This is a genomic window from Catellatospora vulcania (genome assembly GCF_009720385.1).
In the GTDB taxonomy this organism is placed as follows: Bacteria; Actinomycetota; Actinomycetes; order Mycobacteriales; family Micromonosporaceae; genus Catellatospora; species Catellatospora vulcania.
This window is the reverse complement of the sequence record NZ_ML769306.1, coordinates 59,247-84,253: the sequence shown is the minus strand read 5'-3', so window position 1 is coordinate 84,253 and position 25,007 is coordinate 59,247. Positions and strand designations below refer to the sequence as shown.

Annotated in this window: 21 protein-coding genes; 13 read left to right on the top strand and 8 right to left on the bottom strand. The window is 70.5% G+C overall.

Going from position 1 to position 25,007, the window contains the following annotated elements:
- Nucleotides 1-366: 366 nt before the first annotated feature.
- The gene (locus F6W97_RS13710) at nt 367-2,784 is read left to right on the top strand and encodes a non-reducing end alpha-L-arabinofuranosidase family hydrolase (protein WP_155370691.1); all 2,418 of its coding nucleotides are present in this window, start codon (nt 367-369) and stop codon (nt 2,782-2,784) included.
- A 343-nt stretch (nt 2,785-3,127) separates the two neighbouring features.
- Here the strand turns inward: F6W97_RS13710 and F6W97_RS13705 are convergent, their stop codons facing one another.
- Both F6W97_RS13705 and F6W97_RS13700 read right to left on the bottom strand, forming a co-directional pair.
- Nucleotides 3,128-6,250 (bottom strand): glycosyl hydrolase family 95 catalytic domain-containing protein, encoded by a 3,123-nt coding sequence (locus tag F6W97_RS13705; protein WP_155370690.1) that lies wholly within the window; start codon nt 6,248-6,250, stop codon nt 3,128-3,130.
- 510 nt (nt 6,251-6,760) lie between these two features.
- Entirely contained in the window at nt 6,761-7,594 is an 834-nt protein-coding gene (locus F6W97_RS13700; protein ID WP_155370689.1) for a methyltransferase domain-containing protein, read from the bottom strand.
- Nucleotides 7,595-7,670: 76 nt separating this feature from the next.
- Between F6W97_RS13700 and F6W97_RS41230 the strand changes: the two genes are divergently transcribed.
- Both F6W97_RS41230 and F6W97_RS40625 read left to right on the top strand, forming a co-directional pair.
- The gene (locus F6W97_RS41230; RefSeq protein ID WP_155370688.1) at nt 7,671-8,810 is read left to right on the top strand and encodes a hypothetical protein; all 1,140 of its coding nucleotides are present in this window, start codon (nt 7,671-7,673) and stop codon (nt 8,808-8,810) included.
- 159 nt (nt 8,811-8,969) lie between these two features.
- Nucleotides 8,970-10,403, top strand: a complete 1,434-nt coding sequence (locus tag F6W97_RS40625) for a serine/threonine-protein kinase (protein ID WP_230686658.1) — start codon at nt 8,970-8,972, stop codon at nt 10,401-10,403.
- A gap of 113 nt (nt 10,404-10,516) precedes the next feature.
- Here the strand turns inward: F6W97_RS40625 and F6W97_RS13685 are convergent, their stop codons facing one another.
- A complete protein-coding gene (locus F6W97_RS13685) occupies nt 10,517-10,768 on the bottom strand; it encodes a hypothetical protein (protein WP_155370687.1) in 252 nt (83 codons plus the stop codon).
- Between the two features lie 134 nt (nt 10,769-10,902).
- Between F6W97_RS13685 and F6W97_RS13680 the strand changes: the two genes are divergently transcribed.
- Both F6W97_RS13680 and F6W97_RS13675 read left to right on the top strand, forming a co-directional pair.
- Nucleotides 10,903-12,249, top strand: coding sequence for a thrombospondin type 3 repeat-containing protein (locus F6W97_RS13680; RefSeq protein ID WP_155370686.1), 1,347 nt, complete (start codon nt 10,903-10,905; stop codon nt 12,247-12,249).
- Between the two features lie 350 nt (nt 12,250-12,599).
- Complete coding sequence (locus F6W97_RS13675; protein WP_155370685.1) at nt 12,600-13,988, top strand: dihydrolipoyl dehydrogenase family protein; 1,389 nt, start codon at nt 12,600-12,602, stop codon at nt 13,986-13,988.
- 264 nt (nt 13,989-14,252) lie between these two features.
- Here the strand turns inward: F6W97_RS13675 and F6W97_RS13670 are convergent, their stop codons facing one another.
- Together F6W97_RS13670 and F6W97_RS13665 are read right to left on the bottom strand one after the other, a co-directional pair.
- Entirely contained in the window at nt 14,253-14,699 is a 447-nt protein-coding gene (locus F6W97_RS13670) for a hypothetical protein (RefSeq protein WP_155370684.1), read from the bottom strand.
- A 129-nt stretch (nt 14,700-14,828) separates the two neighbouring features.
- Nucleotides 14,829-15,653, bottom strand: coding sequence for an inositol monophosphatase family protein (locus F6W97_RS13665; protein WP_155370683.1), 825 nt, complete (start codon nt 15,651-15,653; stop codon nt 14,829-14,831).
- 69 nt (nt 15,654-15,722) lie between these two features.
- On the opposite strand from F6W97_RS13665, the gene F6W97_RS13660 reads away from it, so the two are divergent.
- The 3 genes from F6W97_RS13660 (at nt 15,723) to F6W97_RS13650 (ending at nt 19,504) form a co-directional block, all read left to right on the top strand.
- The gene (locus tag F6W97_RS13660) at nt 15,723-16,715 is read left to right on the top strand and encodes a helix-turn-helix domain-containing protein (RefSeq protein WP_155370682.1); all 993 of its coding nucleotides are present in this window, start codon (nt 15,723-15,725) and stop codon (nt 16,713-16,715) included.
- Between the two features lie 409 nt (nt 16,716-17,124).
- The gene (locus F6W97_RS13655) at nt 17,125-17,937 is read left to right on the top strand and encodes a hypothetical protein (protein ID WP_155370681.1); all 813 of its coding nucleotides are present in this window, start codon (nt 17,125-17,127) and stop codon (nt 17,935-17,937) included.
- A gap of 124 nt (nt 17,938-18,061) precedes the next feature.
- Complete coding sequence (locus F6W97_RS13650) at nt 18,062-19,504, top strand: S1 family peptidase (protein ID WP_155370680.1); 1,443 nt, start codon at nt 18,062-18,064, stop codon at nt 19,502-19,504.
- A 116-nt stretch (nt 19,505-19,620) separates the two neighbouring features.
- Here F6W97_RS13650 and F6W97_RS13645 read toward each other — a convergent pair whose 3' ends face one another.
- Nucleotides 19,621-20,220: a TetR/AcrR family transcriptional regulator gene (locus F6W97_RS13645; protein ID WP_155370679.1), complete on the bottom strand. Its 600-nt coding sequence runs from the start codon at nt 20,218-20,220 to the stop codon at nt 19,621-19,623.
- 69 nt (nt 20,221-20,289) lie between these two features.
- Here F6W97_RS13645 and F6W97_RS13640 point away from each other — a divergent pair, with 69 nt between their 5' ends.
- Both F6W97_RS13640 and F6W97_RS13635 read left to right on the top strand, forming a co-directional pair.
- Nucleotides 20,290-20,649, top strand: a complete 360-nt coding sequence (locus F6W97_RS13640) for a cupin domain-containing protein (protein WP_155370678.1) — start codon at nt 20,290-20,292, stop codon at nt 20,647-20,649.
- Between the two features lie 152 nt (nt 20,650-20,801).
- Complete coding sequence (locus F6W97_RS13635; RefSeq protein WP_155370677.1) at nt 20,802-21,026, top strand: hypothetical protein; 225 nt, start codon at nt 20,802-20,804, stop codon at nt 21,024-21,026.
- 56 nt (nt 21,027-21,082) lie between these two features.
- Here F6W97_RS13635 and F6W97_RS13630 read toward each other — a convergent pair whose 3' ends face one another.
- Nucleotides 21,083-21,910, bottom strand: a complete 828-nt coding sequence (locus tag F6W97_RS13630) for a spermidine synthase (protein WP_155370676.1) — start codon at nt 21,908-21,910, stop codon at nt 21,083-21,085.
- A gap of 194 nt (nt 21,911-22,104) precedes the next feature.
- On the opposite strand from F6W97_RS13630, the gene F6W97_RS13625 reads away from it, so the two are divergent.
- The 3 genes from F6W97_RS13625 to F6W97_RS13610 all read left to right on the top strand — a co-directional run bounded on the left by F6W97_RS13625 (nt 22,105) and on the right by F6W97_RS13610 (nt 24,087).
- Nucleotides 22,105-22,485: a hypothetical protein gene (locus F6W97_RS13625; protein ID WP_155370675.1), complete on the top strand. Its 381-nt coding sequence runs from the start codon at nt 22,105-22,107 to the stop codon at nt 22,483-22,485.
- Nucleotides 22,482-22,916: a MarR family winged helix-turn-helix transcriptional regulator gene (locus F6W97_RS13620; protein WP_155370674.1), complete on the top strand. Its 435-nt coding sequence runs from the start codon at nt 22,482-22,484 to the stop codon at nt 22,914-22,916. Before F6W97_RS13625 ends, F6W97_RS13620 begins: the two co-directional genes overlap by 4 nt.
- A gap of 454 nt (nt 22,917-23,370) precedes the next feature.
- Nucleotides 23,371-24,087, top strand: coding sequence for a hypothetical protein (locus tag F6W97_RS13610; protein WP_155370673.1), 717 nt, complete (start codon nt 23,371-23,373; stop codon nt 24,085-24,087).
- Nucleotides 24,088-24,141: 54 nt separating this feature from the next.
- On the opposite strand, the gene F6W97_RS40090 is transcribed toward F6W97_RS13610, so the two are convergent.
- Nucleotides 24,142-24,909 carry a GGDEF domain-containing protein gene (locus tag F6W97_RS40090; protein WP_196279126.1) on the bottom strand — a complete coding sequence of 256 codons (768 nt, stop codon included), beginning with the start codon at nt 24,907-24,909 and terminating at the stop codon, nt 24,142-24,144.
- Nucleotides 24,910-25,007: the final 98 nt, after the last annotated feature.

Below are 25,007 nucleotides of genomic sequence, written 5' to 3'. Positions count from 1 at the left end.
GACCCGCGTTCCGCCGCCGGTGCTGCATTGCCGGTTGTCCTGGCCGTTGCAGTCCCAGAAGCTGCCGGCGCCAGTCCGCAATGGAGCTACCGAAAACTGTTATGAAGCTCGGTGTCACACGGTCGCGGAATTTTCGCCAGCCGCATCCCGAGTAGCGGTGCCACGTTCAGTGCTTCCCTCGTGTCTAATCCCTATCCACCTGCACTTATCTGCCTTCCTGTGCAAGATCTGTTTCCGGAAGTTTTCCGAAAGTCATTGCCTGAAACATGAGTGTGGTGGCAGCATCGACGCTGCTAAATCTCGACACGAACGTCCGGGCAGTCCCGCCAAGACGGCCCGGGCGCTCGCCAGAAAAAGGAGGCCAAGGTGGCTACAAGCCCCTCCGTCCACGGTGGCGGAACCCGGCGGAAGAGACTGCTCATCGCCAGAGCGCTGGTCGCCGGCGCGGCCGCTGTCGCGGCCGTGGCCACGGCCACCGTGATGATGCCGTCGGCGGAAGCGGCGGAGAGCACGCTGGGTGCGGCGGCCGCGCAGTCGGGCCGGTACTTCGGCACGGCGATCGCGGCCGGCCGACTCGGCAACTCGGCGTACACCACGATCGCCGCCCGTGAGTTCAACATGGTGACGGCCGAGAACGAGATGAAGCCCGACGCCACCCAGCCGCAGCGCGGCCAGTTCAATTTCAACTCCGGTGACCAGATCTACAACTGGGCGACCCAGCGCGGCATGAAGGTGCGAGGCCACACGCTGGCCTGGCATGCGCAGCAGCCGGGGTGGATGCAGAGCCTCAATGGCAGCGCGCTGCGTCAGGCGATGATCGATCACATCAACGGTGTGATGGCCCACTACCGGGGCAAGCTCGCGGCGTGGGACGTCGTCAACGAGGCGTTCAACGAGGACGGCAGCCGCCGGTCGTCGAACCTGCAGGGCACGGGCAACGACTGGATCGAGGTGGCCTTCCGCACGGCTCGTGCGGCGGACCCGGGTGTCAAGCTCTGCTACAACGACTACAACATCGAGAACTGGAGCTACGGCAAGACCCAGGGCGTTTACCGCATGATCCAGGACTTCAAGTCCCGGGGCGTGCCGATCGACTGTGTCGGGCTGCAGACCCACTTCACCGGTGGCAGCTCGCTGCCGAGCAACTTCCAGACCACGTTGAGCAGCTTCGCCGCCCTCGGGGTCGACGTCGCGCTCACCGAGGTCGACGTCACCAACGCCTCCACCAGCCAGTACGCGGGGCTCACCCAGGCGTGCATGAACGTGGCGCGCTGCATCGGCATCACGGTGTGGGGCGTACGCGACAGCGACTCCTGGCGCTCCAGCGAGAGCCCGCTGCTGTTCGACGGCAGCGGGAACAAGAAAGCCGCCTACACGTCCGTGCTCAACGCCCTCAACGCCGTCAACCCGAGCCCTTCGCCGACCGGGAGTTCCACGCCGGGCGGCACTGGCAGGATCGTCGGGGTGCAGTCCGGCCGGTGCGTCGACGTGCCCAACGCGACGCAGACCAACGGCACCCGGGTGCAGCTCTACGACTGCAACACGGCGTCGAACCAGCAGTGGACGTACACCGCGGGCAAGCAGCTGAGGGTGTACGCCGGCAAGTGCCTCGACGCCAACGGCGCCGCAACCGCGAACGGCACCGCGGTCATCATCTGGGACTGCAACGGCCAGACGAACCAGCAGTGGAACGTCAACTCCAACGGCACCATCAGCGGCGTTCAGTCCGGCCGGTGCCTGGACGTGTGGGGCACCGGCAACGGACAGCAGATCCAGCTGTACGACTGCCACGCGCAGACCAACCAGCAGTGGCGGACGACGTTCAGCGCCTCGCCCTCCCCGTCCGCGCCGCCGCCGTCCTCGCCGCCCCCGGGTGGCTGCGCGCTGCCGTCGACGTACCGCTGGACGTCCACCGGCGCGCTGACGAACCCGCAGAACGGGTGGGTCTCGCTCAAGGACTTCACCAACGTCGTCTACAACGGCAAGCACCTGGTCTACGGATCCAACGTCAACAGTGGCGGCTCCTACGGCTCGATGAACTTCAGCCTGTTCACGAACTGGTCCGACATGGCCTCGGCCGGCCAGACCGGCATGAGCCAGGGCACGGTGGCGCCGACGCTGCTGTACTTCGCCCCCAAGAACATCTGGGTGCTGGCGTACCAGTGGGGGCCGACGTCGTTCAGCTACAAGACGTCGAACGACCCGAGCAATGCCAACGGCTGGTCCGGGCCACAGACGCTGTCCACCGCCAGCCTTCCCGACGCCCCGTACGGCGTGATCGACCAGACCCTCACCGGCGACGACCAGAACATGTACCTGTTCTTCGCCGGTGACAACGGCAAGATCTACCGGTCGAGCATGCCGATCGGGAACTTCCCGGGCAGCTTCGGCTCGACCTACACGACGATCATGACCGACTCGACCAACAACCTGTTCGAGGGGGTCGAGGTCTACAAGGTGCAGGGCCAGAACCAGTACCTGATGATCGTCGAGGCGATCGGGAGCCAGGGGCGCTACTTCCGCTCGTTCACGTCCACCAGCCTCGGCGGTTCGTGGACCCCGCAGGCCGCCACCGAGAGCAATCCCTTCGCCGGCAAGGCCAACAGCGGTGCCACCTGGACCAACGACATCAGCCACGGTGACCTGGTCCGCAGTAACCCCGACCAGACCAAGACCATCGATCCGTGCAACCTGCAGCTCCTCTACCAGGGCAAAGACCCCAACGCGGGAGGCGACTACAACCTGCTGCCGTGGCGGCCGGGCGTGCTGACGCTGCAGCGCTAGGGGATGGGCTACTGAGCCACCACCCCGTTCGCTGATCGCTCGGGCGTGTCCGGTGTCGGCAGGCACCGGACACGCCCTTCGGGGCCGTCCGCCAGGAGGATCAGGTCGAGGGAGGCGGCGGCGAGCACTGAACGACGTTCGTAGACGTCAGACGTCATACAAACTGTGCTGGCGGGGGTGGGTGGCGTCGAGTTCCAGACGGATCTCGTGCGGCCCGGTGCGCTGGCGAGGCTTGTGGGCACGACTGCTCGCGCAGCATCCGTGGCGTGCTGAGCGGCTGCCTGACGCGGTGCGCACCCACGCCAGGCAGCCATCCGGCCCGAGCATTACCGGTTCGTCGGGGTCAGACTGCCACGATGGTCCATTGGTTGTTGGTGTTGGAGTTGGGCGCCCACATTGCGCAGACGGACCCGGCCGTCGTGTTGCCCGCACCGTCCAGCGCGGTGTTCGTGCCGCGGTTGATGATCTGGTAGCGGCCGTTGCCCGTCGAGTTGAGCCGCCACTGCTGGTTGACTCCGCCGTTCCAGGCGTTCTGCCGGCACGGCGCCCCGTTGGCGGCGTTGCCCCAGCTGTCGGCGACCATCCCGTTGGTGCGGTTGACGATCCGGTACCAGCCACTGCCCAGATCGACGAACTGCCACTGCAGGTTCGTCGATCCGTCCCAGTTCCACTGCTTCACGTTCGCACCCGACGCGACATTGCCCCCACTGTCGAGCACCAGTCCGGTCGTGCCGTTGGCGATCCGCACGTATCCCGTCGGGATCGGGCTGGTCGCCGTCACGACTTTCAATGAGGCGATGGCGTCGTTGTTGCCGGTGTTGCGCAGGTCGGCGTTGTCGGCCGGAATGGTCCAGCTGGTGCCCGTGAAGCCGTCGCCGGCGTAGCCGATGACCTGGTATCCCGAGGAGACGCGCACCGAGGAGATGGCCCGCAGGCCGATGCCCCGCGACTGCAGCGCAGCGGCTGAATAGTCGCCCGGCGCGAGCGCCGCGCCGGCCCCGGCATAGTTAACCTCGGCGTACACGGTCGCCCCGTCGACGGCCTTCTGGGTCACGGTCACCTTGTAGGTGTGTCCGGCCTGGGTGGTGAAGGCGAGGACGTCGGTTTCCGGTCTGGTCGGCGTGACGGCGCTTCCGGTGGTGGTGTCGACGACTTGAACGGTTCCGGTCAGGGCGCGGCTGCGCAGCTTGACGGTGCCGGCGCGGTCGGCCTTGATGACGATCTCGTCGGCCTGGCTCACGCTCCACGTCGCATCCACGGTGTACCCGCCGCGGCCGCGCAGGCCCGTCACCTTGCCGCTGGGCCAGGCCGACGGAAGTGCGGGCAGCACGTGCAGCTCGTTGTTGTGGCTCTGCAGCAGCATTTCGGCGATGCCGGAGGTGGCGCCGAAGTTGCCGTCGATCTGGAACGGCGGGTGCAGGTCGAACATGTTCGGCGCCAGCCGGTCGGTCCGTACGAGCAGGCGGATGAGGTTGTAGGCGCGGGCGCCTTCTTCCAGCCGTGCCCAGTAGTTGATTTTCCAGGCGAGCGACCATCCGGTGCCGTCGTCGCCGCGAAGCTCGAGGGTCCGCCGTGCCGCGTTGTGGAGAGCCGGCGTGCCTCGCTTGGTGATCTGGTTGCTGGGGTGCAGGCCGTAGAGGTGGGAGACGTGCCGGTGGTACTGCTCGGTTTCCACCCAGTCCTGCAGCCACTCCATGATGTTGCCGCGGGAGCCGACGCGCGTGGTGGGCAGCCGGTCCCTGGTGGCCAGGACCCTGGTCCGGAAGTCGCTGTCCACGCCGAGCACCTGGCCGGCCTGGGCCACCCCGTTGAACAGGTCACGCAGAATCTGGTTGTCCATGGTGGGACCGGCGCACACGCTGACGCCGGAGTGATGGTTCAGCTCGGGGGAGTTCGACGGGTTGGTGACCAGGAATCCCAGGGTCGGCTCCTGAACCAGGGTGTCCAGGAAGAATTGTGCGGCGCCCTTCATCGCCGGGTAGTTCTGCTGCAGGAAGGTGGTGTCGCCGGTGAACAGGTAGTGATCCCAGATCATGGTGGCCAGCCAGGCGCCACCGGTCTGCCACATGCCGGCCGCCGCGAAGTCCACCACCGAGGCGCCCCGCCAGGCGTCGGTGTTGTGGTGGGTCACCCAGCCGCCGGCTCCGTACTCCACCTGTGCCACCCGGGCGCCGGTGACCGTGAGGTCGTTGATCATCCGGAATACGGGCTCGAAGCACTCCGCCAGGTTGGTGGTGTCGGCATGCCAGTAGTTCATCGGCAGGTTCGCGTTGAGCGTGTACTTCGACTCCCACGCCGGGGTCAGTGAGTCGTTCCAGATGCCCTGCAGGTTGGCCGGCTGGGTGCCTGGCCGCGAGGACGAGATCAGCAGATATCTGCCGTACTGGAAGAGCAGCGTGGAGAACTGCGGGTCGCTGACCGAGTTGTGCTGGGCGATCCGGACATCGGTGGTCTGGTCTGCCGCTGAAGTGCGGCCCAGGTCGAGGGTGACCCGCCCGAACAGCGCCTGGTAGTCGGCCACGTGCCGGCTGCGCAGCGTGTCATAGGCCGTTGCCTGTGCCGCGTTCAGCCGGGCGCGGGCGATACCCAGGTAGTCGCCGCTGACGTTGGCGTAGTTGACGTAACTGGACCCGATGGAGATCAGCAGTGTCACGCTGTCGGCGTTGGTCACCCGCAGGGTGCCGCCCGAACTGCTGGTGCTGCCTCCGGTGGCGATCGCCTTGGCCAGCGCGACGAAACGCACCGAACCGGCGACACCTCGTTGGTCTCCGGACCGGCCGTCCACCGCGATCGTCGTGCTGTCCGGGCTGGACATGGTGACGCGCTGCGGGCTGGAGTATGAGGCCGTGAACGAGATGGACCCCGGCCTGTCAGCCGTCAGGCGCACGGCGACGACCTGGTCCGGCGCGCTGGCGAAGGCCTCACGCTGATACCGGACACCGTTCTGCGTGTAGGAGACCGTGGTGGTGGCGGTGGTCAGGTCCAGGTGGCGGCTGTACTGCGACGACGTTCCTGCCGGAAAGACCAGGTTCAGGTTGCCGATCGTCTGGTAAGCCAGCTGACCGGCGGGCCGGCCGAGCATGTTCTGGTCGATCATGCTCTGGGCCTGGCTCCACTGGTTGGCGAAGACCAAGCGCCGGATCTCCGCCAGAGCGCCGGCGCCTTGCGGGTTGCTGTAGTCGTGCGGGCCGCCGGCCCACACCGTGTCCTCGTTGAGCTGCAGCCGTTCGGTGTCGGTGTTGCCGTGCACCATGGCGCCGAGGCGTCCGTTGCCGATGGGCAGCGCGCGCAGCCAGTCGGTCCCGGCGCTTTCGTCATACCAGAGGGCAAGGTCATTGGCCGCGAGTACCTGGGGTGGCGCTGCCGCGCCGGCCGAGGCGGTCGCGCTCCATGCCGCTGGCGCCAACACCGCCCCAGCTCCGGCAACCGCAGCCCCGAGTACCCGCCTTCGTGATAGCTCTGTCATGTGTCCTCCAAAGCAGGAGCGGTATGTCGTGCCATCCGGGCGGCGGCCTCGACACGTCTGATCAGTTACGGATGGTCCATTGCCGGTTGGCGCCGCCGCGGCGGCTCCATGGATGGACCCGGGTGTCATCGGCGGTGCATGCCGCGCCGAGGCGGAGCCTGGACCGGACTCCGGTGATAGCGGCGTCGTCGGTGGCAGGCCGACGTCGGCCCGCCCGACCGGCGGGCCCCGACAGCCGAGCTGACAGGGAACCCATCGTTGCTGCGGCGGGGAGTTCGGGTGTGCGGGCGACCGCGGGTGGCCCGGTTTTGCTTTCACCAGCGGGTTCGGCTGTGAAGAGCGGCCCTCTGCCCGGGGCCGCATGTCGCATTGCGACTGTGAAACGTTAGCGACATAAGACGTCACATGTCAACGACTGATGTCGATGCCGTGTCGGGCGCAGGCCGCCGCAGCGCCGATAGACCTCACCCTGGCTGCCGCCACCTACCTGCGGAACTTCGGGCAGGCTGCTCAGCCTGGGCGGCGTCCCCAGGTCGAGATCAGCGGCGCGAGGGTGAGGTCGAGCTCGCCGGCGTCGACAGCGGCCAGGTGCGCGTCGATCTCGGCGTCGTCGGCCAGCCCGGCCGCGAGCAGCTCGGCGCGGACCATGCGCACCGTCGCGGCCTCCAACCGGGCGCAGGCTGTCCCGCCGACCGGGAAGCAGCCGGCTGCCGCCACATCGACCAGGCCCGCCGCACGCAACGCCCGCGGCAGGGTACGGCCGTAGCGCAGCTCGGCGCCGCGGCGGGTCATCAACTCACGCACGGCGCGCCGCAGCCGGTTGGCGCGCCGCTGCGCCGGGCCGACCTCATCGAGGCAGGCCAGTGGCTGCAGCTCGGTGTCGGCATCCTCCACCAGCAGCCAGCCGCCGGGCCGCAGCGCGGCCACCATGTTCGCCAGCGCCCGGGCACGGTCGGGCACGTGAACGAGCACGAGCCGCGCGTGTACCAGGTCGAAGGTGCCCGGCTGCGGCGGCGGGTCCCCGACGACGTCGTGCTGCAGCACCTCGTACCCGCCGCGCGGGTCCAACCAGGCCGGATTGATGTCCGTGGCCAGCACGTGACCGGTCGGCCCGACCGCCGTGGCGAGTGCCTCGGGAATGCTGGGGCCTCCGGCGCCGACTTCCCAGCAGCGCCGGCCCGCCTGCACGCCGAGCCGGTCGAAGTGCCCGCACGTGACACCGTCGAACAGCTCGGCCAGCCAGGTGAACCGTTCGCCCGCCTCCACCCGGGCGTTGTCGAGCAGGTATCGGTGATCAGGGGACGACTCGGGTCCGGGGCCGACGACGGGATGCGTTGAACTCATGCCCACATCCTCACGCTCCACCGGGTGATGTGTCAGCGCGACGCCTGATCGACGACGCCGCCCGCCGAACGGTGTCTTGTCCGGCAGCCGCAAGCCCGAAAGACTGACTGTCTCAATAGTGCACACCCTGTGTCTGGAGGCGGGCGTGGTCAGTCGGGTATGGGTCGGGCTGGGGGTGGTCCTGCTCGCGGTGTTCGGCCTGTTGACCGGCTGGCGGATCGACCAGAGCGGCGGCGACGGCGGGGTGGTCGCGGCGCTCGCGTTGCTGGCGCTGGCCGCCGGTAGCCTGCTGGTGGCCTCCGCCGGCGGGGAGGTTGCGGTCCGGGTGACCGGCGGCGCCCTGTTCCTCGCCGGGCTTGCCGTGGTCGTCACGCACCATGAGGTGTGGTGGTGGCTACCGAGTTCCTGGGTGACCCCGGTGTCGCTGGTCGCGCTGGCCATCTCGGTGGCGGGGGTCGGCGTCCTGCTGCTGGCGTACGGCTTCCGCCTGGCGGGCCTCAGCGGCGCCCTCGGACTACTCGCCCTGGCCAGCTTCGGCGTCGCGCTTCTGCCGTATCTCGGCAGTGACGAGGAGTTGGTGCTCCGGGTGTTCGCGACGGCCTTCGGCGCGGTGGCTCTGGCTGCCGGCGCCGCCGCCACCAGCGCGGGGACGAGCGGCGTACGGCGCGCGATCACCGCCGTCGCGGGCGTCCTGGGCGCGGTTGTCACCGTGTACGCCGGCTTCGACTCGTACCCCGTGTACGCCACCAGCATTCATCACGTCGCGGTGATCGGCGCGATGCTCCTCGGAGCAGTGGCGGCGCTCGCCTTCGGGGTGGCCGGCTGGTGGCCGAGCATGGTGGGCGGCCTGCCGCGGAAGGAGTCGAGCACCGGCCGGACGGTCGGATCCGAGACCGTCGTCCCGCCGACGGCACCCGTGCCCAAGCAGGCTGACGAACCACCGTCGCACCTCGCGCCGCCGGAGCCATCACCGCAGCCACCCGCAGCACCGGCGCAGCCTCACCCGCCCGCGGACGCGGTGACCACGCCGGCGGTGCCGGCCGCCGTTGCGGTCATGCCCTCACTGACGACGACAGCGTCGCCTGCGCCTGCGGCCGCACCAGCCTCGCGGGCACCTGACCGGCTACAGACCGCCTCGGTGGCGGTCGGCCTCGTGATCGGGCTCATGACGATCGCCAAGGAACTGATCGCGGCTTTCCTGGCACTCCTGCACTAGCGCGACTGCTCGTGGTCGCAGCACCGGCGCTGGTGGCGACGGCACGCATGCGCGCCCAGGCGCCTGTCCGTTCTCACGATGCGGTGGTGGCGGCGGGGTGTCGGGGCGCGACGCTATCGTCGGCGGGCGACCCGATCACCGCGAGGAGCGAGGCAGGCCATGCACCGACCAGGAGCGCTGCTCGGCGGCCGTTACCGGCTGGACGAGCGGATCGGCGCCGGCGGCATGGGAGAGGTGTGGCGGGCGAGCGACACGGTGCTCGGCCGGGTCGTCGCGGTGAAGACGGTGCTGCCCGGCCTGCTCGACGATCCCGGCTTCGTCCGCCGGTTCCTCGCCGAGGCGCGTGCGATGGCCGGTGTCCGCCACCGCGGCGTGGTGACCATCCACGACTACCAGGGCGACGCCGGTGGCGCGTACCTGGTGATGGAGCACATCGAGGGCGAGCCGCTGTCGCGCACCCTCGCCCGGCACGGCCGGTTGACCGTCGAGTCCACCCTGGCCGTGGTCGCACAGACCGCCGAGGCGCTGCAGGCCGTGCATGACCGCGGCATGGTGCACCGCGACGTCAAACCCGGCAATCTGCTGGTACGCCTCGACGGAGCCATCGTGCTGACGGACTTCGGCATCGCCCGGACGCCGGACCGCACCTCGCTGACCACGCCGGGCGGCATCCTGGGCACACCGTCGTACCTGGCCCCGGAGCAGGTGCTCGGTCGGCCCGCCGAGCCGCGCAGCGACGTCTACGCGCTGGGCGTCGTGGCCTACGAGTGCCTGACGGGGCACCGCCCCTTCACCGGCGACAATCCGTTCGCGGTCGCCATACAGCGGGTGGGTCAGCCGCCGCCGCCGCTGGACGCCGACGTGCCGGCGCCCGTCGCCGCGCTGGTCGAACGGGCACTCGCGGTCGATCCCGAGCAGCGCTGGCCGTCGGCCGCGGCGCTGGCCGAGGCTGCCCTCGACGCGCTGGGCGACGCAGCCCCCGAAGCGGCGGCCCCTGCCCGGGGTTCACGCCCGTGTGCCGACACCGGCAGGAGCCACGAATCCAGCAGGATCTCCGCGCGTCGCCGGATCCCCGTGCTCGCCGCGGCGGCAGTGGCGCTCATCGTGCTCGCGAGCGGAGGATTGGCCGCCTGGGCGGTGTGGGGTTCGGACACGCTCGCCCAGTGGACGGCACCGGACGGGGCCACGACGACCGGGCCGCAGGTTCCCGCGGGATACGTCGCATGCGGCGCGGCCGCGTGCCCGCCTGCGCCGGAGTGCTGGGGCGGGCTGACTGCCACCGGTGGCACGGCGCACAAGCCGAAGCGGATCGCCTGCGACCAGCCGCACGACTGGGAGACCGTCGTCGTGGGCACCCTGCCGGCCGAGGCGCAGTTCTTGCGCCAGGACGAGCTGATGGGCCGCACGGACGTCGCCGCCCTCTGCTCGGCGCAGGCCGTGGCGCAGCGCAGCCGGGACGCCTCCGCGACCGGGAACTGGCGGCGTGAGGCCTGGCCGATCCAGGTCGGCCAGGACACGTGGCTGCTGTACTGCCTGGCCAGTGCGCCCGAGGGCGGGGAGACCGCCGGCTCGTCGTTCCAGGTGGCCGGCTGACCGGCTCGGACCCGGTCCTGTCCGCGTGCGACCGTCTCAGCGCCACCGGCTGGCACCCGCGTCGGGACAGCAGATCCATCGACGGCGGGGTTACCTCGCATCCTGCCGCGCGTTCAGCTGTCCCGGCGCGTGGCCTGGTCCGTGCGGCGGCGCCAGTTCTCGTGCTCCTCCAGCACCGTGGCCACCGCCTGCACTCCGGCGTGCAGCAGACCCAGGGCCAACAGGTAGCAGCCGAGGATGTACCCGGCCAGGGTGAGGTCGCCGTCCTGCGTGTAATACGTGATCGCGGCGACCAGCAGGAAGCCGACGGTGCTGTAGACCACGGTCCGGGTGGTGTGATGATCGGAAAGGGCGGAGTACTGCACGGCTCTCCTTAAGCTGGGCCCCGCAGCGTATGCGAGCCATGCCCACGCCCGCAGCACTAGGGATTCCACCAGCATGTCTGGCACCTTGCGGACAGAGAGCCGAGGTCCGCGGGGTCCGGTGGGATCCTGCGCGCATGATGCGAAAACTGTTCGGCGCCGGTCTCGCGACCGGTGTGTTCGTCACGCTGACAGCTAGCGTGGTCGCTCCGGCAGGCGCGGTGGAGGAGCCGACCAGGAAATACAGCACGCTCCGGCTGTGCGACCCGACAGCCTGCTACATCGCCTGGTCAGTGGTGGACTCCGACCACGACGGGGTCTGCGACGCCGACGAGCTGCAGGCCGGCACCGACCCGTACGACCCGGCCAGCCGACCGGGCCTGGAGCTGATCGCCGAGCTGCTCATCGACCGGAAGTTGCCGTCGTTCGAGTACGGCCTGGCCTCCCTGGTGGCGTTCCCCGCAGAGATCATCAAGGCGCGCGACGCGCTGGGCGTCGACCCGCTGGGGGCGTTCCCGCTCCACGAGCGCGCTGATGCGCTGACCCGGATGGGCATCTCCGGTGACCAGCTGAGCAAGTTCGGCATCTCGGCCGAGCGCAGCGGTTTCTCCATCGGCCTCGACGGGATCAAGCCGGACGGCACTCCGCCGGGCACCCGGGTCAACGGCATGGACGCCAGCCTGATCAGCGCAGGTGCCAAGGATCCCCGGAACCATGTGTTCGGGGGCGGGATCGTCAACAGCGAGAAGGACTGGTGGGGCAACACCGTCGACACCTACGGCGACGGTTCCACGCGGACCACCACGCCCATCGACAGGGGCGTCAGGATCAAGATCACCGACAAGGAGGGTGACAAGGCGGGCACCATCGTCAAGCACGGCGGGACCGTCCACGAGGGCAATACCGAGGTCACCTACAGCAACGAGGACGTCCTCGACAGCGACGGCAATCTGCTGCAGTCCAAGGACGTGGAGCACCGCAAGGAGAAGGACGGGTCGTCGACGACCACGACCACCACCACGGACTACGTCCGCGACGGGGACGGCAAGGTCATGGGCACGGTCACCGTCACCGTCACCGAGTCGACCTCCTCCAGCGGCGCGACCTCCAAGACCACGAACACCGCCGTCTGCGACGCAAGCGGCAAGCAGTGCACCAACTACCCCGACACCACCGAGTACGTCGATCCCGAGCAGGCGTACAACTCGATGGTGACGCAGGAGATGGTCGACGGCGTGCTGCGCCTGCGCGGTGCGGCGATCAACGTGGTCGAGGGCTGGAACGCCCCCGGCATGGAGGAAGATCCGGAAAACCCGCAGAATCCGCCCACGATCATGCTGATCGACGGGACGGTCGGCGAACTCTTCCTGCTGGCCGAGCCCAAGCGGATCACCCAGGCCCAGCCTGAGGGCCACCCCGGCCTGCCCAGCCCGAAGGACGCCGGTCCGCCTCCCGCCGGCAGCGGATGTGACGGCCTCTGCTGACGTCCCGACAGGAGGTGTCGACGCGACACCCAGCCGCACGCTGACGCGCCCGGTCGATGACCGGGCGCGTCAGCCGTGATCAGTGCAGGTGCCTGGCCTGCCAGGTGAGCGCGATACCGCTCGTGACGTCCCGAAACCCCCGGCCATGGCGTCTGCCTTTCCGCCACCAGGTCCTGCACCGCCGATGCGGCGGCGGTGCAGGACCCGCGTTCACGATGCGGGCACGGGTGCGACAGCGGCAGCGGCAGCGATGCCGTGCTGGAACACTTCGGACGGCCACGAAGCGGATACGGCTTACGGACCTTCGGTCGCGGCGGTTTGCCGTAGGCCGCTCGGGGCACATTCCGGGCATGGATGAGCAGGTGGACGCTGTGGTCGTCGGATCGGGCGTGGCCGGTATGGCGGTCGCCCATCGGCTGCGCGATGCGGGGCTGTCGGTGCTGGCCGTGGAGCAGGGCCTGATCGGTGGGGAGTGCGCCAACTGGGCGTGCGTGCCGACGAAGATGATGGTGCGCGCGGGTGACGCGCTGGCGGAGGCGCGTCGGGTGCCGGAGCTGGCTGGAAGCAGCGCGGTCGAGGCCGACTGGGCGGTGGTCGCGCGGCGGATCCGTGACCAGGCGACACATTGTTGGGACGACAGCAGGAAGGCCGCGGAGCTCACCGGTAAGGGGATCCGTCTGGTCCGGGGGACAGGCAGGCTTCAGGAAGGTGGCCGGGTCCTGGTCACCGGCGACCGCGGCCAGACCCGGTCGTTCGCGGCGCGTGCGACGGTCCTGGCGACCGGGACCAGCCCTGCCGTGCCCGACATCGACGGCCTCGCGGGCACGCCGTACTGGACCAACCGGGACGCGGCCGAGCTCACTGAGGTTCCGCGATCGGTCACGGTGCTCGGCGGCGGACCGGTCGGGCTGGAATTCGCCCAGATCCTTCGCCGGTTCGGCGCGGACGTGACGATCATCGAGGCGGCCGACAGGCTGGTGGACCGCGAGGATCCGGAGGTGTCGGCGTTCGCGGAGCGGACCCTGGTGGCTGAGTGCGTCCGCGTGTTGACCGGGGCACGCGTCGACCGGGTGGAGCATCGTGACGCGGGCTTCACGGTGACGCTGAACGACGGCGGCACCGTGGCGTCGCAGCGTCTGCTGATCGCTACGGGCCGGGCTGCCAATCTGACCGACCTCGGGCTGGATGCGATCGGCCTCGATCCACGAGCCGAGACCGTCGACGTGGACGGCCGTCTGCGTGCAGCGCCGGGAGTATGGGCGGTCGGCGACATCACCGGCCACGGGCAGTTCACGCATGTCGGGACCTACCAGGCACGTATCGCCGCCGCCGACATCCTGGGCCTTGCCGTGGAACCTGCCGACTACCGGGCCGTGCCGCGTTGCGTGTTCGTCGATCCGGAGATCGGGGCGGTGGGCTTGACCCAGGCTCAGGCAGCCGAGCAGGGCGTACGAGTGCGGATCGGTCGCGCAGACATCGCCGAATCCGCGCGCGGCTTCATCCACCACGTCGGCAACGAGGGCTTCATCACCCTGATCGCCGACGCCGACCGAGACGTCCTGGTCGGAGCCGTCTCTGCCGGTCCTGCAGGCGGTGAGGTACTCGGACTGCTGACGCTGGCCATCCACGCGGGCACGCCACTGTCGGTGCTGAACAGCATGATCTACGCCTATCCCACCTTCTGCCGGGCAGTCGAGGACGCCTTGCGCGACCTGGTCGCTGCCGACCCCGTGCGCTGACTGGCGATGGCCGGCACGGTGACATCGGGCGGTGCGGCGCTCCTTAAGTGGGCGTGGCTGCCCTTCACGGCCCGGAATTCCCGGCCGACAGCAGGTTGGCGGCCTGTCGCAGGCTGCCCGCACCGCTTCGGCCTCCACGAGCACGTCTGCGTGCCGCTGGAGTGATGAGTGGCCCAGCGTGCACGGCGGTGGTGCCGACCGGCGACTTGCCGGTCGGCACCGTGATTCAGGAGCGGGAGTGTGGCATCGGACCACCCCGGGTGGTCAGTGCCAGACCTTGAACGTGAGGTGCTGGATCAGGTAGTCGATCTGGTACAGCACGCGGTATTGCGACCCGTCGGGTACTGCGGTGGCCAGGACCACCGGGCGGGAGCGGGGTCCGTGGAAGCAGGCGTTCACCGGCTCGGTGGCGATGGGCTCACTGCCGTCCGTGGGGTAGAAGATGACCAGGAATACCTGACACCGGTCCGACGGGTCGGTCGGGTCCTTGAGGTGCGAGACACTGATGGTCTTGCAGGACGGGTTGTTCGGCACGGTCAGTAGCACGGTGGCGACTCGGCCGGCGGCGTAGAAGTCGGTGGCGGGCCGCACCGATCCGCAATGGTGCGCGGCGGTGGAGGAGTGCGGCGTGGCGGCTGTCGCCGCCGTGGGTAGCAGGACAGATGCGAGCACTGCCCCTGCGGTGAGCAGTGCGTTGACGGTACGCTTCATGATCTGGCCTTTCCGGGGGAAAGTGCCTGGACGGGTCAGAATGATGCAACCCGTGCGCATCACTATCCTCTTAATATCTCCGGACCCATTGACAGAAGTCATACAGAACGCACGAAGCGGCACCCGGTACTACGGATTCCGGTAATAAGGTGCGCCTCCATTCCTGATGGCTGTGGTGGTTTCGAGCAGGTGCCGGTGGAGGGTGGGGGAAGCGGCCAGGGCTGAGCCGTCGCCGGTCAGGACCGGGTCGCCGGACAGGTCGGTGACGGTCGCACCCGCCTCGGCGAGGATCACCGGCAGCGGAGCGAGGTCGTCGTACCCCTGGTGGGTCATGACGAACCCGTCGACCCGCCCGGTGACCAGGTGCACCGCGGCGTGGTGCACCGCGCCGACCACGGTGGCCCGCCGGTGCAGCGCCACCAGCAACTCCTCCGACCAGGTGTGCTGGTTGGCGGCGAGCAGCAGCGGTTTGCCGACGTCGGCGGGGTCCACCTCGACGCGGCGGCCCGCGCCGAATCGGCGTTGCCCGCCGGTGAGCACCCGGCAGCCGCGCCCCGCGGCGGCGACCACCATCTCCTGCTGCATCGGCAGGTTGATGACGCCCACGGCGGGGCCGTGCTCGTCCTCGTACGCGATGAGGTTGGCGAACAGCGGCATCCGCCGGGTGAAGTAGGCGGTGCCTGAGATCGGGTCGCAGACCCACCGCCGCCCGGAACGGCCCGCGCTTTCCCCGGTCTCCTCGCCGAGCAGGCCGTCGTCGGGCGCGTACCGTGCCACCGCCGCCCGCACCAGCTCCTCGACCCGCACGTCGGCGTCGGTCACCTCGCTGCCGTCCTCCTTGAACCGTCGTGGTGAGCCGGCGAGGAAGAGTCCGGCGGACAGCTCGCCCGCGTTCGCGGCCAGCTCGACGGCGAATTCGATCAGGTCGTCGTCGGTGACACGTGGTCGTCGCATACGACGATCCCAGCAGTACGGTGGGGGACTGACCCATCAATTCGGCGTACGACGAAAGGTCGGGCCACGGTGAGCCGCATCCGGTTCGGCGTCAGCGACGCCGCCGACATCCGCTTCTGCATCTCCCCGCTGTGGGAGACGGTGCGCAGCCACTTCGCGCTGGCGTCCGGCGGCCGGCACGCCATCCACCTCGGCTGGATCCGCGCCGCCCGGCAGCTGCGCCCGGATCCGGCGCTCGCCGACGCCATGGCCCTGCTGGCCGAGCTCACCCGACCCCGCGCCTGGCTTCCCGACTTCCTGACCCCGCCTCCGCCGGGGCCGTCCGCCGAACTCGAGGACGAGCTGGCGGTGGTCGCGGCGACCTCGCCGCAGGTGGTCGCCGCCGACCTGGCGGCGACCACGAGGCGGCTGCCGCTGGGCCCGCGCACCGCGGCCGCGCTGGCCCACGACCCGACCCGGCTGCTGGCCGACCTCGTCGCGGCGGCGCGCGAATGGCACCGGCTCGCCGTCGCACCACACTGGACCCGGATGCGCGGGGTGCTGGAGGCCGACATCGCCTACCGGTCCCGCCAGCTGGCCGAGGGTGGGGTACGGCGGCTGTTCGACACGCTGCACCCGACGGTCCGCTGGGACACCGACGGCATCGAGTCCGACGACCCGTGGGACGTCGACCTGGACCTGCGCGGACGCGGGCTGCCGCTGATGCCGAGCGTCTTCGTCGACCGCAAGGTGCTGTGGACGCTGCACGCCGACTCCCCGCCGTTCGCCGTCTACCCGGCGCGCGCCGCGGCCACGCTGTGGGAGCGCGGTGCTTCCGCGGACGGGCCGCTCGCGGCCCTGTTCGGGGCGTCCCGGGCCCGCCTGCTGGACATGCTGCGCGAGCCCGCCACCACCACTGAGCTGTCCCGGCGGCTGGACATGTCCAACGCCACCGTGTCGGAACACCTGCGGATCATGCACGCCGCGGGCCTGCTGGCCCGCAGCCGCCACGGCCGTACGGTCCTCTACGTGGTGACGGCCGCCGGCCTCACCCTGCTCGAGGCAGGTGAACAGGCCGGCTGAGGGCGGCCCGGCCGAAGCCACGGACATGCGGCGTCCTCCCCCGTCGTCCTTCGAGGACGCCGCCGCCCGTCGCGCCCGTGCACTGTCGTCGCCGTGTCCGGTCGCGACTGCGCACAGGACGATCTCAGCAGTGCCGTGACGGGCGGACACAGCGATTCGGCGTACGCCGAAAGATCGAGCCCCGGTGAACCGGATGCTGTTCGACGCGCGCGACCTCGCGAACGTCCGTCTCTGCGTCTCACCGCTGTGGGAGAGGCGGTGCGCAGCCGGTATGTACGGCCGCGGCTCGCGTGCGCGCGGGCCGAACGATCGCGAGCCGAGGTCGGGTGCCCGACGCTGCCGGTGTCCCGGCGGCGCAGCCGACCCACACTGGGTCGGCCAACACCCGACGCGGCATCCAGGAGCCACCATGGACAGACCCGCCCGCTTCCGACGGTTCGCGCTGACCGCCGCACTGTGCGGCGCGATGGCGGTCACGCTGCTGCCATCGCCGGCGTACGCGGCGCCGCTGCCCGACGGCGCCATCCAGCGGCCGAAGGCCAGCACCGTGTACGACCTCGCCACCGGCCGGCCCGCCTGGTCGGCGGTGGCCGTCTACTCGCCGGACAACTGGAACGTCAGCCTGTCGGAAGCCACCGGCCCGTGGCTGGCGTCGAGCACCTACCCGACGGGCCGGACCGAGTTCATCGCGGTCAACTCCCACCTGCGGGGCCTTGGCGCTTACCGGGCCGAGGCGACCCGGATCACCGGGTACAGCCCGTACGTGCAGTGGCGGCAGGCCACCGGGAAGATCGTGCTGCCCGCGGCCGCCAACGACGGGGTGAGCGGTCCCGGGGACCCGGATCTGGCCTTCGCCTGGCTCGACAGCCGGGACGTGGTCAACGTCTTCGACATGTACCTGACCCACGGGGAGATGTTCTGGGCCAATACGACCCCCGACACGGGCTTCTACTTCCTGCAGAGCAACCCCTACGACCCGAGCACGTTCCTGCGCACCCGCGCCCAGTCCGTGGCCGTGCCGGGGATGCGGATCGTCGGCAACTGCACGCTCTACCGCGCCGGATACACCGGCTGGCACGGCGTAGTGATGATCTCGGACACCGCTCCGGTGACCAGCGTGCCCGCCGGTGGCATCGCGGTCGCCCTGCACCGCTACGACCCGGCCCGGCCCGACACCTGCCCTCAGCGCAACTTCCCCGACCCCACCCCAGCCGGCCGGTAGCGGTGCGATCCGGCGGGTCCGCAAAGCGTTTACATCGATGAAACGAAGTACATCGATGTAGGTTGTTAGGATCCGGGCAGTCCCGCGCTCCGGTCCGGGCGCGTGCCCACTCCCAGGAGATCCGATGCCCCGACCGAGGCGACGCCTCGCCCTGACCCTGGCCGCTCTGCTCCCGCTCGTGCCCGCGGCGCCCGCGGCAGCCGCCCCGCCGCGCGACCCGGCGCCCCCGGCCGCCGCCACGATGATCGAGGCGGTGCAGCGCGACTTCGGCCTCACCCCTGCGCAGGCCCGTGCGCGGCTCGCCGCCGACTCACGTGCCAGGGAAATCGACCAGCTGCTGCGCGCGCGGCTCGGCGCAGCGTACGCGGGAAGCTGGCTGACCGGTGAGACGCTCACCGTGGCCGTCAGCGACGACCGGCTCGCCGGGACCGTGAACGCAGCAGGTGCGACCCCGGTGGTGGTGCCGCACAGCGCCGCGACCCTCGGCACGGCCAAGTCGCGGCTCGACCAGGCCCGCGTCCGCGTGTCCGGGGCGGTCACCAGCTGGTACGTCGATGTGGTGCGCAACCGCGTGGTGGTGACCGCCACCGAGCCCGCGGCCGCGGCCGCCTTCATCGCCGCGAGCGGCACCGACCCGGCGCTGGTCGAGGTACGGCACGCGGCGCAGCGCCCGAGCCCGGCCATCGACATCCGCGGCGGCGAACGTTACATCGCCGGCGGCGGCTGCTCCATCGGGTTCTCGGTGGCCGGCGGATACGTCACCGCGGGCCACTGCGGTTCCGCCGGCACGTGGACCATCCACGACAACGGCGTCGTGATGGGCGCCGTGCAGGCCTCGACGTTCGGCGCCGAGGGCGACTTCGGCTGGGTGGCGACCACCGCGGACTGGACACCGACGCCGACGGTCACCCGGTGGAACGGCACCGACGTCACCGTGGTCGGCGCCCAGCCTGCCCCGGTCAACGCGCTGGTGTGCCGCTCCGGCGCCACCACGGGCTGGCACTGCGGGGCCGTCGACGCCCTCAACGTCACCGTGAACTACACCTCCGGCGAGGTCGTCGGCGGCCTCACCCGCACCACGGCCTGCGCCGACTTCGGTGACTCCGGCGGGCCCTTCCTCGCCGTGGACCACGCCCAGGGCGTGCTGTCGGGAAAGGCCGGCGACTGCACCACCAGCGAGTCCGACACCTACTTCCAGCCGCTCGCCGAGATCCTCACGACGTACGGGCTCACTCTGACCACCAGCCCGCGGCAGGCCTGCAACACCTACCCGGCGGTGCAGACCGGGTTCATTCCCCGCATGAACGCCTCGGAGTTCGAACCCGACAGCGCGGGCGCCGGATTCCAGGCGTCGGCAGGCCTGCACCGGGCGTGCCTGACCGCCGGCAGTGCGCTGCGGCTGGAGCTGCAGTTGTTCAGCCTGCGCCAGTGGCGCACCGTGGCGACGTCCGACACCGCGTTCGGTGACGAGTACCTCGTGCACAACGGCGCCGCGGGCAAGTACCGCTACCGGGTGATCGGCGACCGCGGCGGCGCGTCGTACACCTTCGGCTACCAGCGGCCGTGACCGTCGTGCCGGGCGGCCGTACGCGGCCGCCCGGCACCGCCGCCACCGGTATCGCTTCTGGCTGACCCGGCAGCGACACCGCAGCACCGTGCCGGCCCGGCTGCCGCGCAGGGCCGTCAGCGCCGCGCGGTGTCGGCCAGGGCGGCAGCGAGCAGGGCCTGGGCGGTACGTCGCACGGTCTCGGCCGCGTCCTGCCGGGTCTGCCCGGCGACGTCGACCAGCCAGATCAGGGCTTCGATTCCGGTGGCCGAGCGGATCGCCACCGCGAGCGCGCGCACGTCGACGTCGGGCCGGGTCCGGCGCACCGGTTCGAGGGCGTGCTCCAGCCAGCCGACGGCACGGCCCTGGCGCAGCACCGGCCGGTCGCCCGGCTCGTCCAGGGCGAGTCGCAGCGCGGTGCGCAGCTGCGGTTCCCATTCGAGGTTGTAGCCGGTGAAGGCGGCCATGAACGCATCTAGCCGGGCGTGCGGCTCCTCGGGCGCGTCGGCGTCGAGCAGGGTCTCCGGCGAGATCTGCGGGTGGGCCGCCATGAGCAGTGCGCGCTGGTTGGGGAAGTAGCGGTAGGCGGTCGTGCGCGAGATCCCGGCGCGTTCCGCGGCGTGCTCGACCTGCGGGGTTGCACCCTGGGCAAGGAGTTCCCGGGCCGCATCGACCAGTGCCTGTCGGGTCCGCGACTTCTGCCGCGTCCGACCGCTCGCTTCATATGGTATCGCCATTACCATGATGGTACTTCAGTGCCATATCCCGGCGTCGCGCGACGCCGGCCGGACGGAATCAGGTGCGCCATGACCGGTCAGGATCCCCAGGACCCCGTCGTCACCGACCCGGACCTCTACCGTGTCCTGTTCGAGAACGAGCGGGTGCGGGTGTTGCAGTACCGCGACCGACCGGGCGACCGGACGCATCCGCACCGACACCCGGACAGCGTGATGGTCACTCTCAGCGGCTTCCAGCGCCGGGTCTCCAGCGGCGACCGGCACGCCGACATCGAGCTGCCGGCGGCGCACGCCCGGTGGATCGGCGCCCAGGAGCACAGCGGGGAGAACATCGGCGCCACCGAGACGCACGCGGTCTTCGTCGAGCTGAAGGAGCCGTCGCCTGCCCCGGCCCCGGGCGCGGCTCCGCTCGGGCCGAGCGCCCGCTGAGCTGCCGCGGCGGCCGGTGCGCCAGCGGGCGGCCGGCTTCGGGGCTTCGCCGAGGCTCAGGCAGATGTCGGTGAGGCGATACACCATGGCTCATGGCGCGAGCGGCCGTTATCTTGATCTCGATCTGGCGGTCCGGCGGCGCGGAGGGCGCGGTGGAACTCTTTCTCATCGGGCTCGCGTTCATCTGCCTGGGCGCCGCGATCAGGTACTTCGCTGACGCGCTGCTGGACTACCTCCTGCCCGTCGTGGCGCTGCTCGGGGTGAGCGTGCTCGGCGCGTTCGGCCTGTCGGAGCTGTCCGGATGGCCGCTGCCGCTGACGTTCGTGGTGGTGGGCCTGCCGGTGGTCCTGTTCGCGCTGATGCGTCCGTTCGAATGAGCCGGCTGACGCCGCACCGCGCCCGGTCGAGGCCGCGGACGTCCGCCCGGCCGCGGTCAGTGGCGTGTCGTGCGGGGAGCGCCTGTTCGCGGGCGGGCTGCGCTGATGGGGTGCGCGAGGTCGGCTCCGTGCAGGATGCGGCCCCGGGGTGGCCCGTTCAGGCGGCCCGCCAGACCTGCCATGGGCAGCGGCCCGGGGGCGGTGACGGCGGCCAGCACGACGTTGTGCTGTCCGGCACGCCGCTCGAAGCCGTCGTCGGCGATCAGGCAGACGTCGGCGAACTCGGCTCGCGCCGTTGCCGTCTGCGTGTCGGTGAAGGTGTAGGCGGGCGTGTCGAGCAGGTTCGCCGCGTAGAGACCGCCGGGCCGCAATGCTCGCGCCACGTCCCCGGCGAAGCCGGCGGTCGTCGCGCCGTGCGGCATCTGGTCGCCCTGGTACAGATCGGTGATGACCAGGTCGAAGGTGTCGGGCCTGACCGCGGCCACGGCGTGGCAGGCGTCGGCGATGCGCACCCGCAGGTCGCCCGGCGGCAGCGGGAGGACCCGCCGGACCAGCGTGTAGAGCTTGCGGTCGTACTCGATCACCCGCTGGGTCGAGCCGGGGCGGGTGGCCTCGACGTAACGCGGCAGCGTCAGCGCGCCGCCACCCAGGTGCAGGACACGTAGCGGCGCCCCGGCCGGTGCGGCCGCGTCGATGACCGTCGCGATCCGGCGTACGTACCCGAACTCCAGATGGGTCGGGTCGGTGAGGTGGACGTAGGACTGGGCGGTGTCGTCGACGAACAGGGTCCACCCGCCTCGGCGACCCACGTCGGGTACCAGCGCGGCGGTGCCCGCATCGACCTGTTCCACGATCGGTTCGGTCAGCCGGGCGGATCGCGCCATGATCCTTACGGTAGCGGTGGTCCGGCCCGCCGGCCTGGTCGTTGGCCGGACCCGGGACGGTGAGGTGCGCGTCCGAACACTGCGCCGCCACTTCGGTGACCGGCCCGGGTAGGCCCCAGCCCTCGTGATGGGTGGTGCGAGGACCTCAAGGCCGCTCCCGTAAACTATATGCGGATCGCATATAGTTTACGGGCATGGAGTCGAACCTGGAAGACGCGATCAACGAGTGGCACGCGAGTGTGAATGGCGGCGACCTGGCGCGATCCGCGCAAGCGGTCGGCGATCCGATGATCGTCCTCGGCCCGAAAGGAGCGGGACCGATCACCCCTGAACAGTTCGCCGACTGGGTGGAGCGCTCGCAGATCCGGCTGGTGCCGCGATCCTGGCACCCGGTCAGCGAGCGACTCATGGTGGTCGAGCAGGACGCCACCTGGCCCGGCAACCAGACGCCCGCTCGGGTGGCGACGGTGTTCCGCGTCGCGGGAGCCAAAGTGACGGCCGCGCTGCGCCTGCCCGATCTGAAATCCGCGCTCGAACTGGCCTACCTCTGCCGCGAGATGGCCGCGTCCGAATGAGCGTCCAGGGGCCGGGGCAGCTGCTGTTCGGGTTCGTCCGGCACTGGTCGCGCCGCGCCGCCGAGGACGCGACCGCGGAGCAGGGGCGGATCGTGCTGGTGACCGAGGCGGTGAACTCGCTGGTCGAACGCGACGAGCCGGCAACCGTGAACGCGGTCGCGCACGAGCTCGGCATCGACCAGAGCGGAGCGTCGCGGCTGATCAGAAGTGCTGCCGACGCGGGTTGTCTGACGATGGCGAAGGGCGCGTCGGACGGGCGTCGGCGCGAGGTCTCCATCACCGCCGCCGGTCACGAGGCACTGGCACACGCGCACGCGTGGCAGGAAAAGGTCTTCGGCGAGCTGACTGCGGGGTGGAGTCGACGTCAGCGCGACGACTTCCAGCGGGCGATGGCTGATCTCATCACCCGCTCGTACGGGATCGGCCCCTGACTCCGACGAGGCCGGGCCCTGAACGCGCCGGGCTGTTCATGGTTCCAGGCCGTCTCGCCGGTCCCGCCCGGTCGGGGGCGGGACCGGCGAGGACGGTTACGGCAGGGCGTACTTGGACCTGAGGTAGTTCTGGGTGGCCACGCGGTCGGCGTCGCGGCCAATCCCGGCTACTGCGCCACTGACCTCAACGGCAACAGCGGTCCGCGTACGCCGGAGCAGGGCGCGCTGGTCAGTGTGCACCTGGCGACGCTGCCGCCGGACGGGCCGACCGGGGTGCTGTGGGGCGATCTGAGCATGTCGCACGGCGACGCCGCCGACGGCGTGCTGCCCTGGTGAGCACCCGCATGCCGCGCCGGGAGAGCGCGGTGGGCGTGGCGGCGACCACGCGGCGGCGGGGCGGCGGCCGGTGGTTTCGCCGATGCGCGGTGCGTCCACCAGGTCGAATACTCGGCTGATGACGGTGCGGATCTACGACATCATGGCCTGCGACGTGTACTGGGACTTCGAGGACAGCGTGGGGCTGCCCAAGGAGCAGCACAAGTTCCTCGTCTCCTTCTTCCCGTCCGACACACCGGTGCCCGACCAGATCGCCGGCATCGTGGCTCGCGGCCCCGGCGGCTACGAGGCCGCGTTCACGAACCAGATGTTCACCAACGCCAACCGCGACGGGTGGATCTACGACCCGTCGCTGGACTACCACTGGTACATGCTCAACGTCCCGGCCGGGTTCCTGGCCGAGGGCACGTACACGATCGAGGTGACGACCAAGGACGGTGAGGTGCTGACCCGCACGCGCGAGCAGCGTTGCGCGCCGTCGCGCGCGATCGTCGACAGCTACCTCGCCAACCGCGACCGGCTCGCGTACACCCTGACCAGCTGGTCGACTCTGGCCGAGTTCGGCGGCCCGGACGCCTACTACGTGTACCGGCTGGCCAAGGCCGCGTCGCTGCGCGAGTTCGACACGCAGAAGCTGCTGTGGTGGGACAACATCTACATCCGGCGTGCCCGCGGCATCGAGCCCCTGGCCGGGCTGAACAAGGCGTCCGTCGACCTGCCCGTCGAGCTGACCCCGGGGGAGACCTACGGGGTGTTCGTCGAGATCACCGACGGCAACGCCCAGGGCGAGGCCAACATCTGCGTCTTCCAACCACACCGGTTCCTGGCCGCCTGACCGCGCCTCACCCGGCGGTGTGCCATGCACCGTGCCGAGGGCTGGACGCGATTCCTATCCACGCTGGTCCGTGGCTCCGGCCGCCGAACCGGCCCGCCCGGCCCGTCGAGAGTCCGTTTCGGTGTCGTCGGCAGGCGTCACGGGCGGGCCGGCGGGCGCCGGGGGTGCGGTGTGGCGGCGTTCGCGTACGCGTAGTGCCGGCCGGGGCGCCACCGCGGTGGCGTGATGGTGCGGGTTGTAGGGGGCGCAGCCGCTGTCGCTGGTCTTCGCGTCGTGCATGGCCAGGTCGGCGTGGTGCATCAGCAGCCGCAGGTCGCCGGTCAGGCTGCGCTCGGCGACGCCGACGGACATGCGCAGCTCGATCAGGTCGCCACCGGGCAGCCGCAGCGGGTGCGCGCTGACCAGGTGCCGTACGTGCCAGGCGTGGGCCAGGGCGTCGGTCAGCAGCGCATGCCAGGCGAACACGAACTCGTCGCCGTGGATGCGGGCGGCGAACATGTCCGGCAGGTGCGTGCGCAGCACGAGCGCGATGTGCTGCAGCGCCCGGTCGCCGACCTCGTGGCCGTGGGTGTCGTTGAGGGCCTTGAACTGGTCGAGGTCGGCGAAGCCGAGGCTCAGCGGCCGGTGGTCGGCATACCGGCGGCCCAGCTCGTCCAAAGCGCCCGCGCGGTTGGGCAGGCCGGTGAGCGCGTCGACGTGCACCGCGTGCCACAGCCGGGCGAGCAGCCGCCGCCGCAGGCGTGAGCCGGTCAGCCGGCAGATGATCAGCGCGGTTCCCGCGGCCAGCGTCGCGAGCGTCAGCGTCGTCAGGATGTTCGACATCGAGGAGTGCGCCTCCTTCTCGGCGGCGTCGGCAGCGGCAGGTCGGCGCGCCACGGCGTTCGGGCCGGTCGGTGGTGGCGGCGAGGGGCCGCCGGAGT

What these genes read in the sequence shown, in the direction of transcription:
- F6W97_RS13670 (WP_155370684.1), bottom strand. Translation starts at nt 14,699, where the DNA reads ATGAAGCGTACCGTCAACGCACTGCTCACCGCAGGGGCAGTGCTCGCA.
- F6W97_RS13700 (WP_155370689.1), bottom strand. Translation starts at nt 7,594, where the DNA reads ATGAGTTCAACGCATCCCGTCGTCGGCCCCGGACCCGAGTCGTCCCCT.
- F6W97_RS13650 (WP_155370680.1), top strand. Translation starts at nt 18,062, where the DNA reads ATGCCCCGACCGAGGCGACGCCTCGCCCTGACCCTGGCCGCTCTGCTC.
- F6W97_RS13645 (WP_155370679.1), bottom strand. Translation starts at nt 20,220, where the DNA reads ATGGCGATACCATATGAAGCGAGCGGTCGGACGCGGCAGAAGTCGCGG.
- F6W97_RS40625 (WP_230686658.1), top strand. Translation starts at nt 8,970, where the DNA reads ATGCACCGACCAGGAGCGCTGCTCGGCGGCCGTTACCGGCTGGACGAG.
- F6W97_RS13630 (WP_155370676.1), bottom strand. Translation starts at nt 21,910, where the DNA reads ATGGCGCGATCCGCCCGGCTGACCGAACCGATCGTGGAACAGGTCGAT.
- F6W97_RS13655 (WP_155370681.1), top strand. Translation starts at nt 17,125, where the DNA reads ATGGACAGACCCGCCCGCTTCCGACGGTTCGCGCTGACCGCCGCACTG.
- F6W97_RS13675 (WP_155370685.1), top strand. Translation starts at nt 12,600, where the DNA reads ATGGATGAGCAGGTGGACGCTGTGGTCGTCGGATCGGGCGTGGCCGGT.
- F6W97_RS13625 (WP_155370675.1), top strand. Translation starts at nt 22,105, where the DNA reads ATGGAGTCGAACCTGGAAGACGCGATCAACGAGTGGCACGCGAGTGTG.
- F6W97_RS13640 (WP_155370678.1), top strand. Translation starts at nt 20,290, where the DNA reads ATGACCGGTCAGGATCCCCAGGACCCCGTCGTCACCGACCCGGACCTC.
- F6W97_RS13680 (WP_155370686.1), top strand. Translation starts at nt 10,903, where the DNA reads ATGATGCGAAAACTGTTCGGCGCCGGTCTCGCGACCGGTGTGTTCGTC.
- F6W97_RS13620 (WP_155370674.1), top strand. Translation starts at nt 22,482, where the DNA reads ATGAGCGTCCAGGGGCCGGGGCAGCTGCTGTTCGGGTTCGTCCGGCAC.
- F6W97_RS13665 (WP_155370683.1), bottom strand. Translation starts at nt 15,653, where the DNA reads ATGCGACGACCACGTGTCACCGACGACGACCTGATCGAATTCGCCGTC.
- F6W97_RS13610 (WP_155370673.1), top strand. Translation starts at nt 23,371, where the DNA reads ATGACGGTGCGGATCTACGACATCATGGCCTGCGACGTGTACTGGGAC.
- F6W97_RS13705 (WP_155370690.1), bottom strand. Translation starts at nt 6,250, where the DNA reads ATGACAGAGCTATCACGAAGGCGGGTACTCGGGGCTGCGGTTGCCGGA.
- F6W97_RS40090 (WP_196279126.1), bottom strand. Translation starts at nt 24,909, where the DNA reads ATGTCGAACATCCTGACGACGCTGACGCTCGCGACGCTGGCCGCGGGA.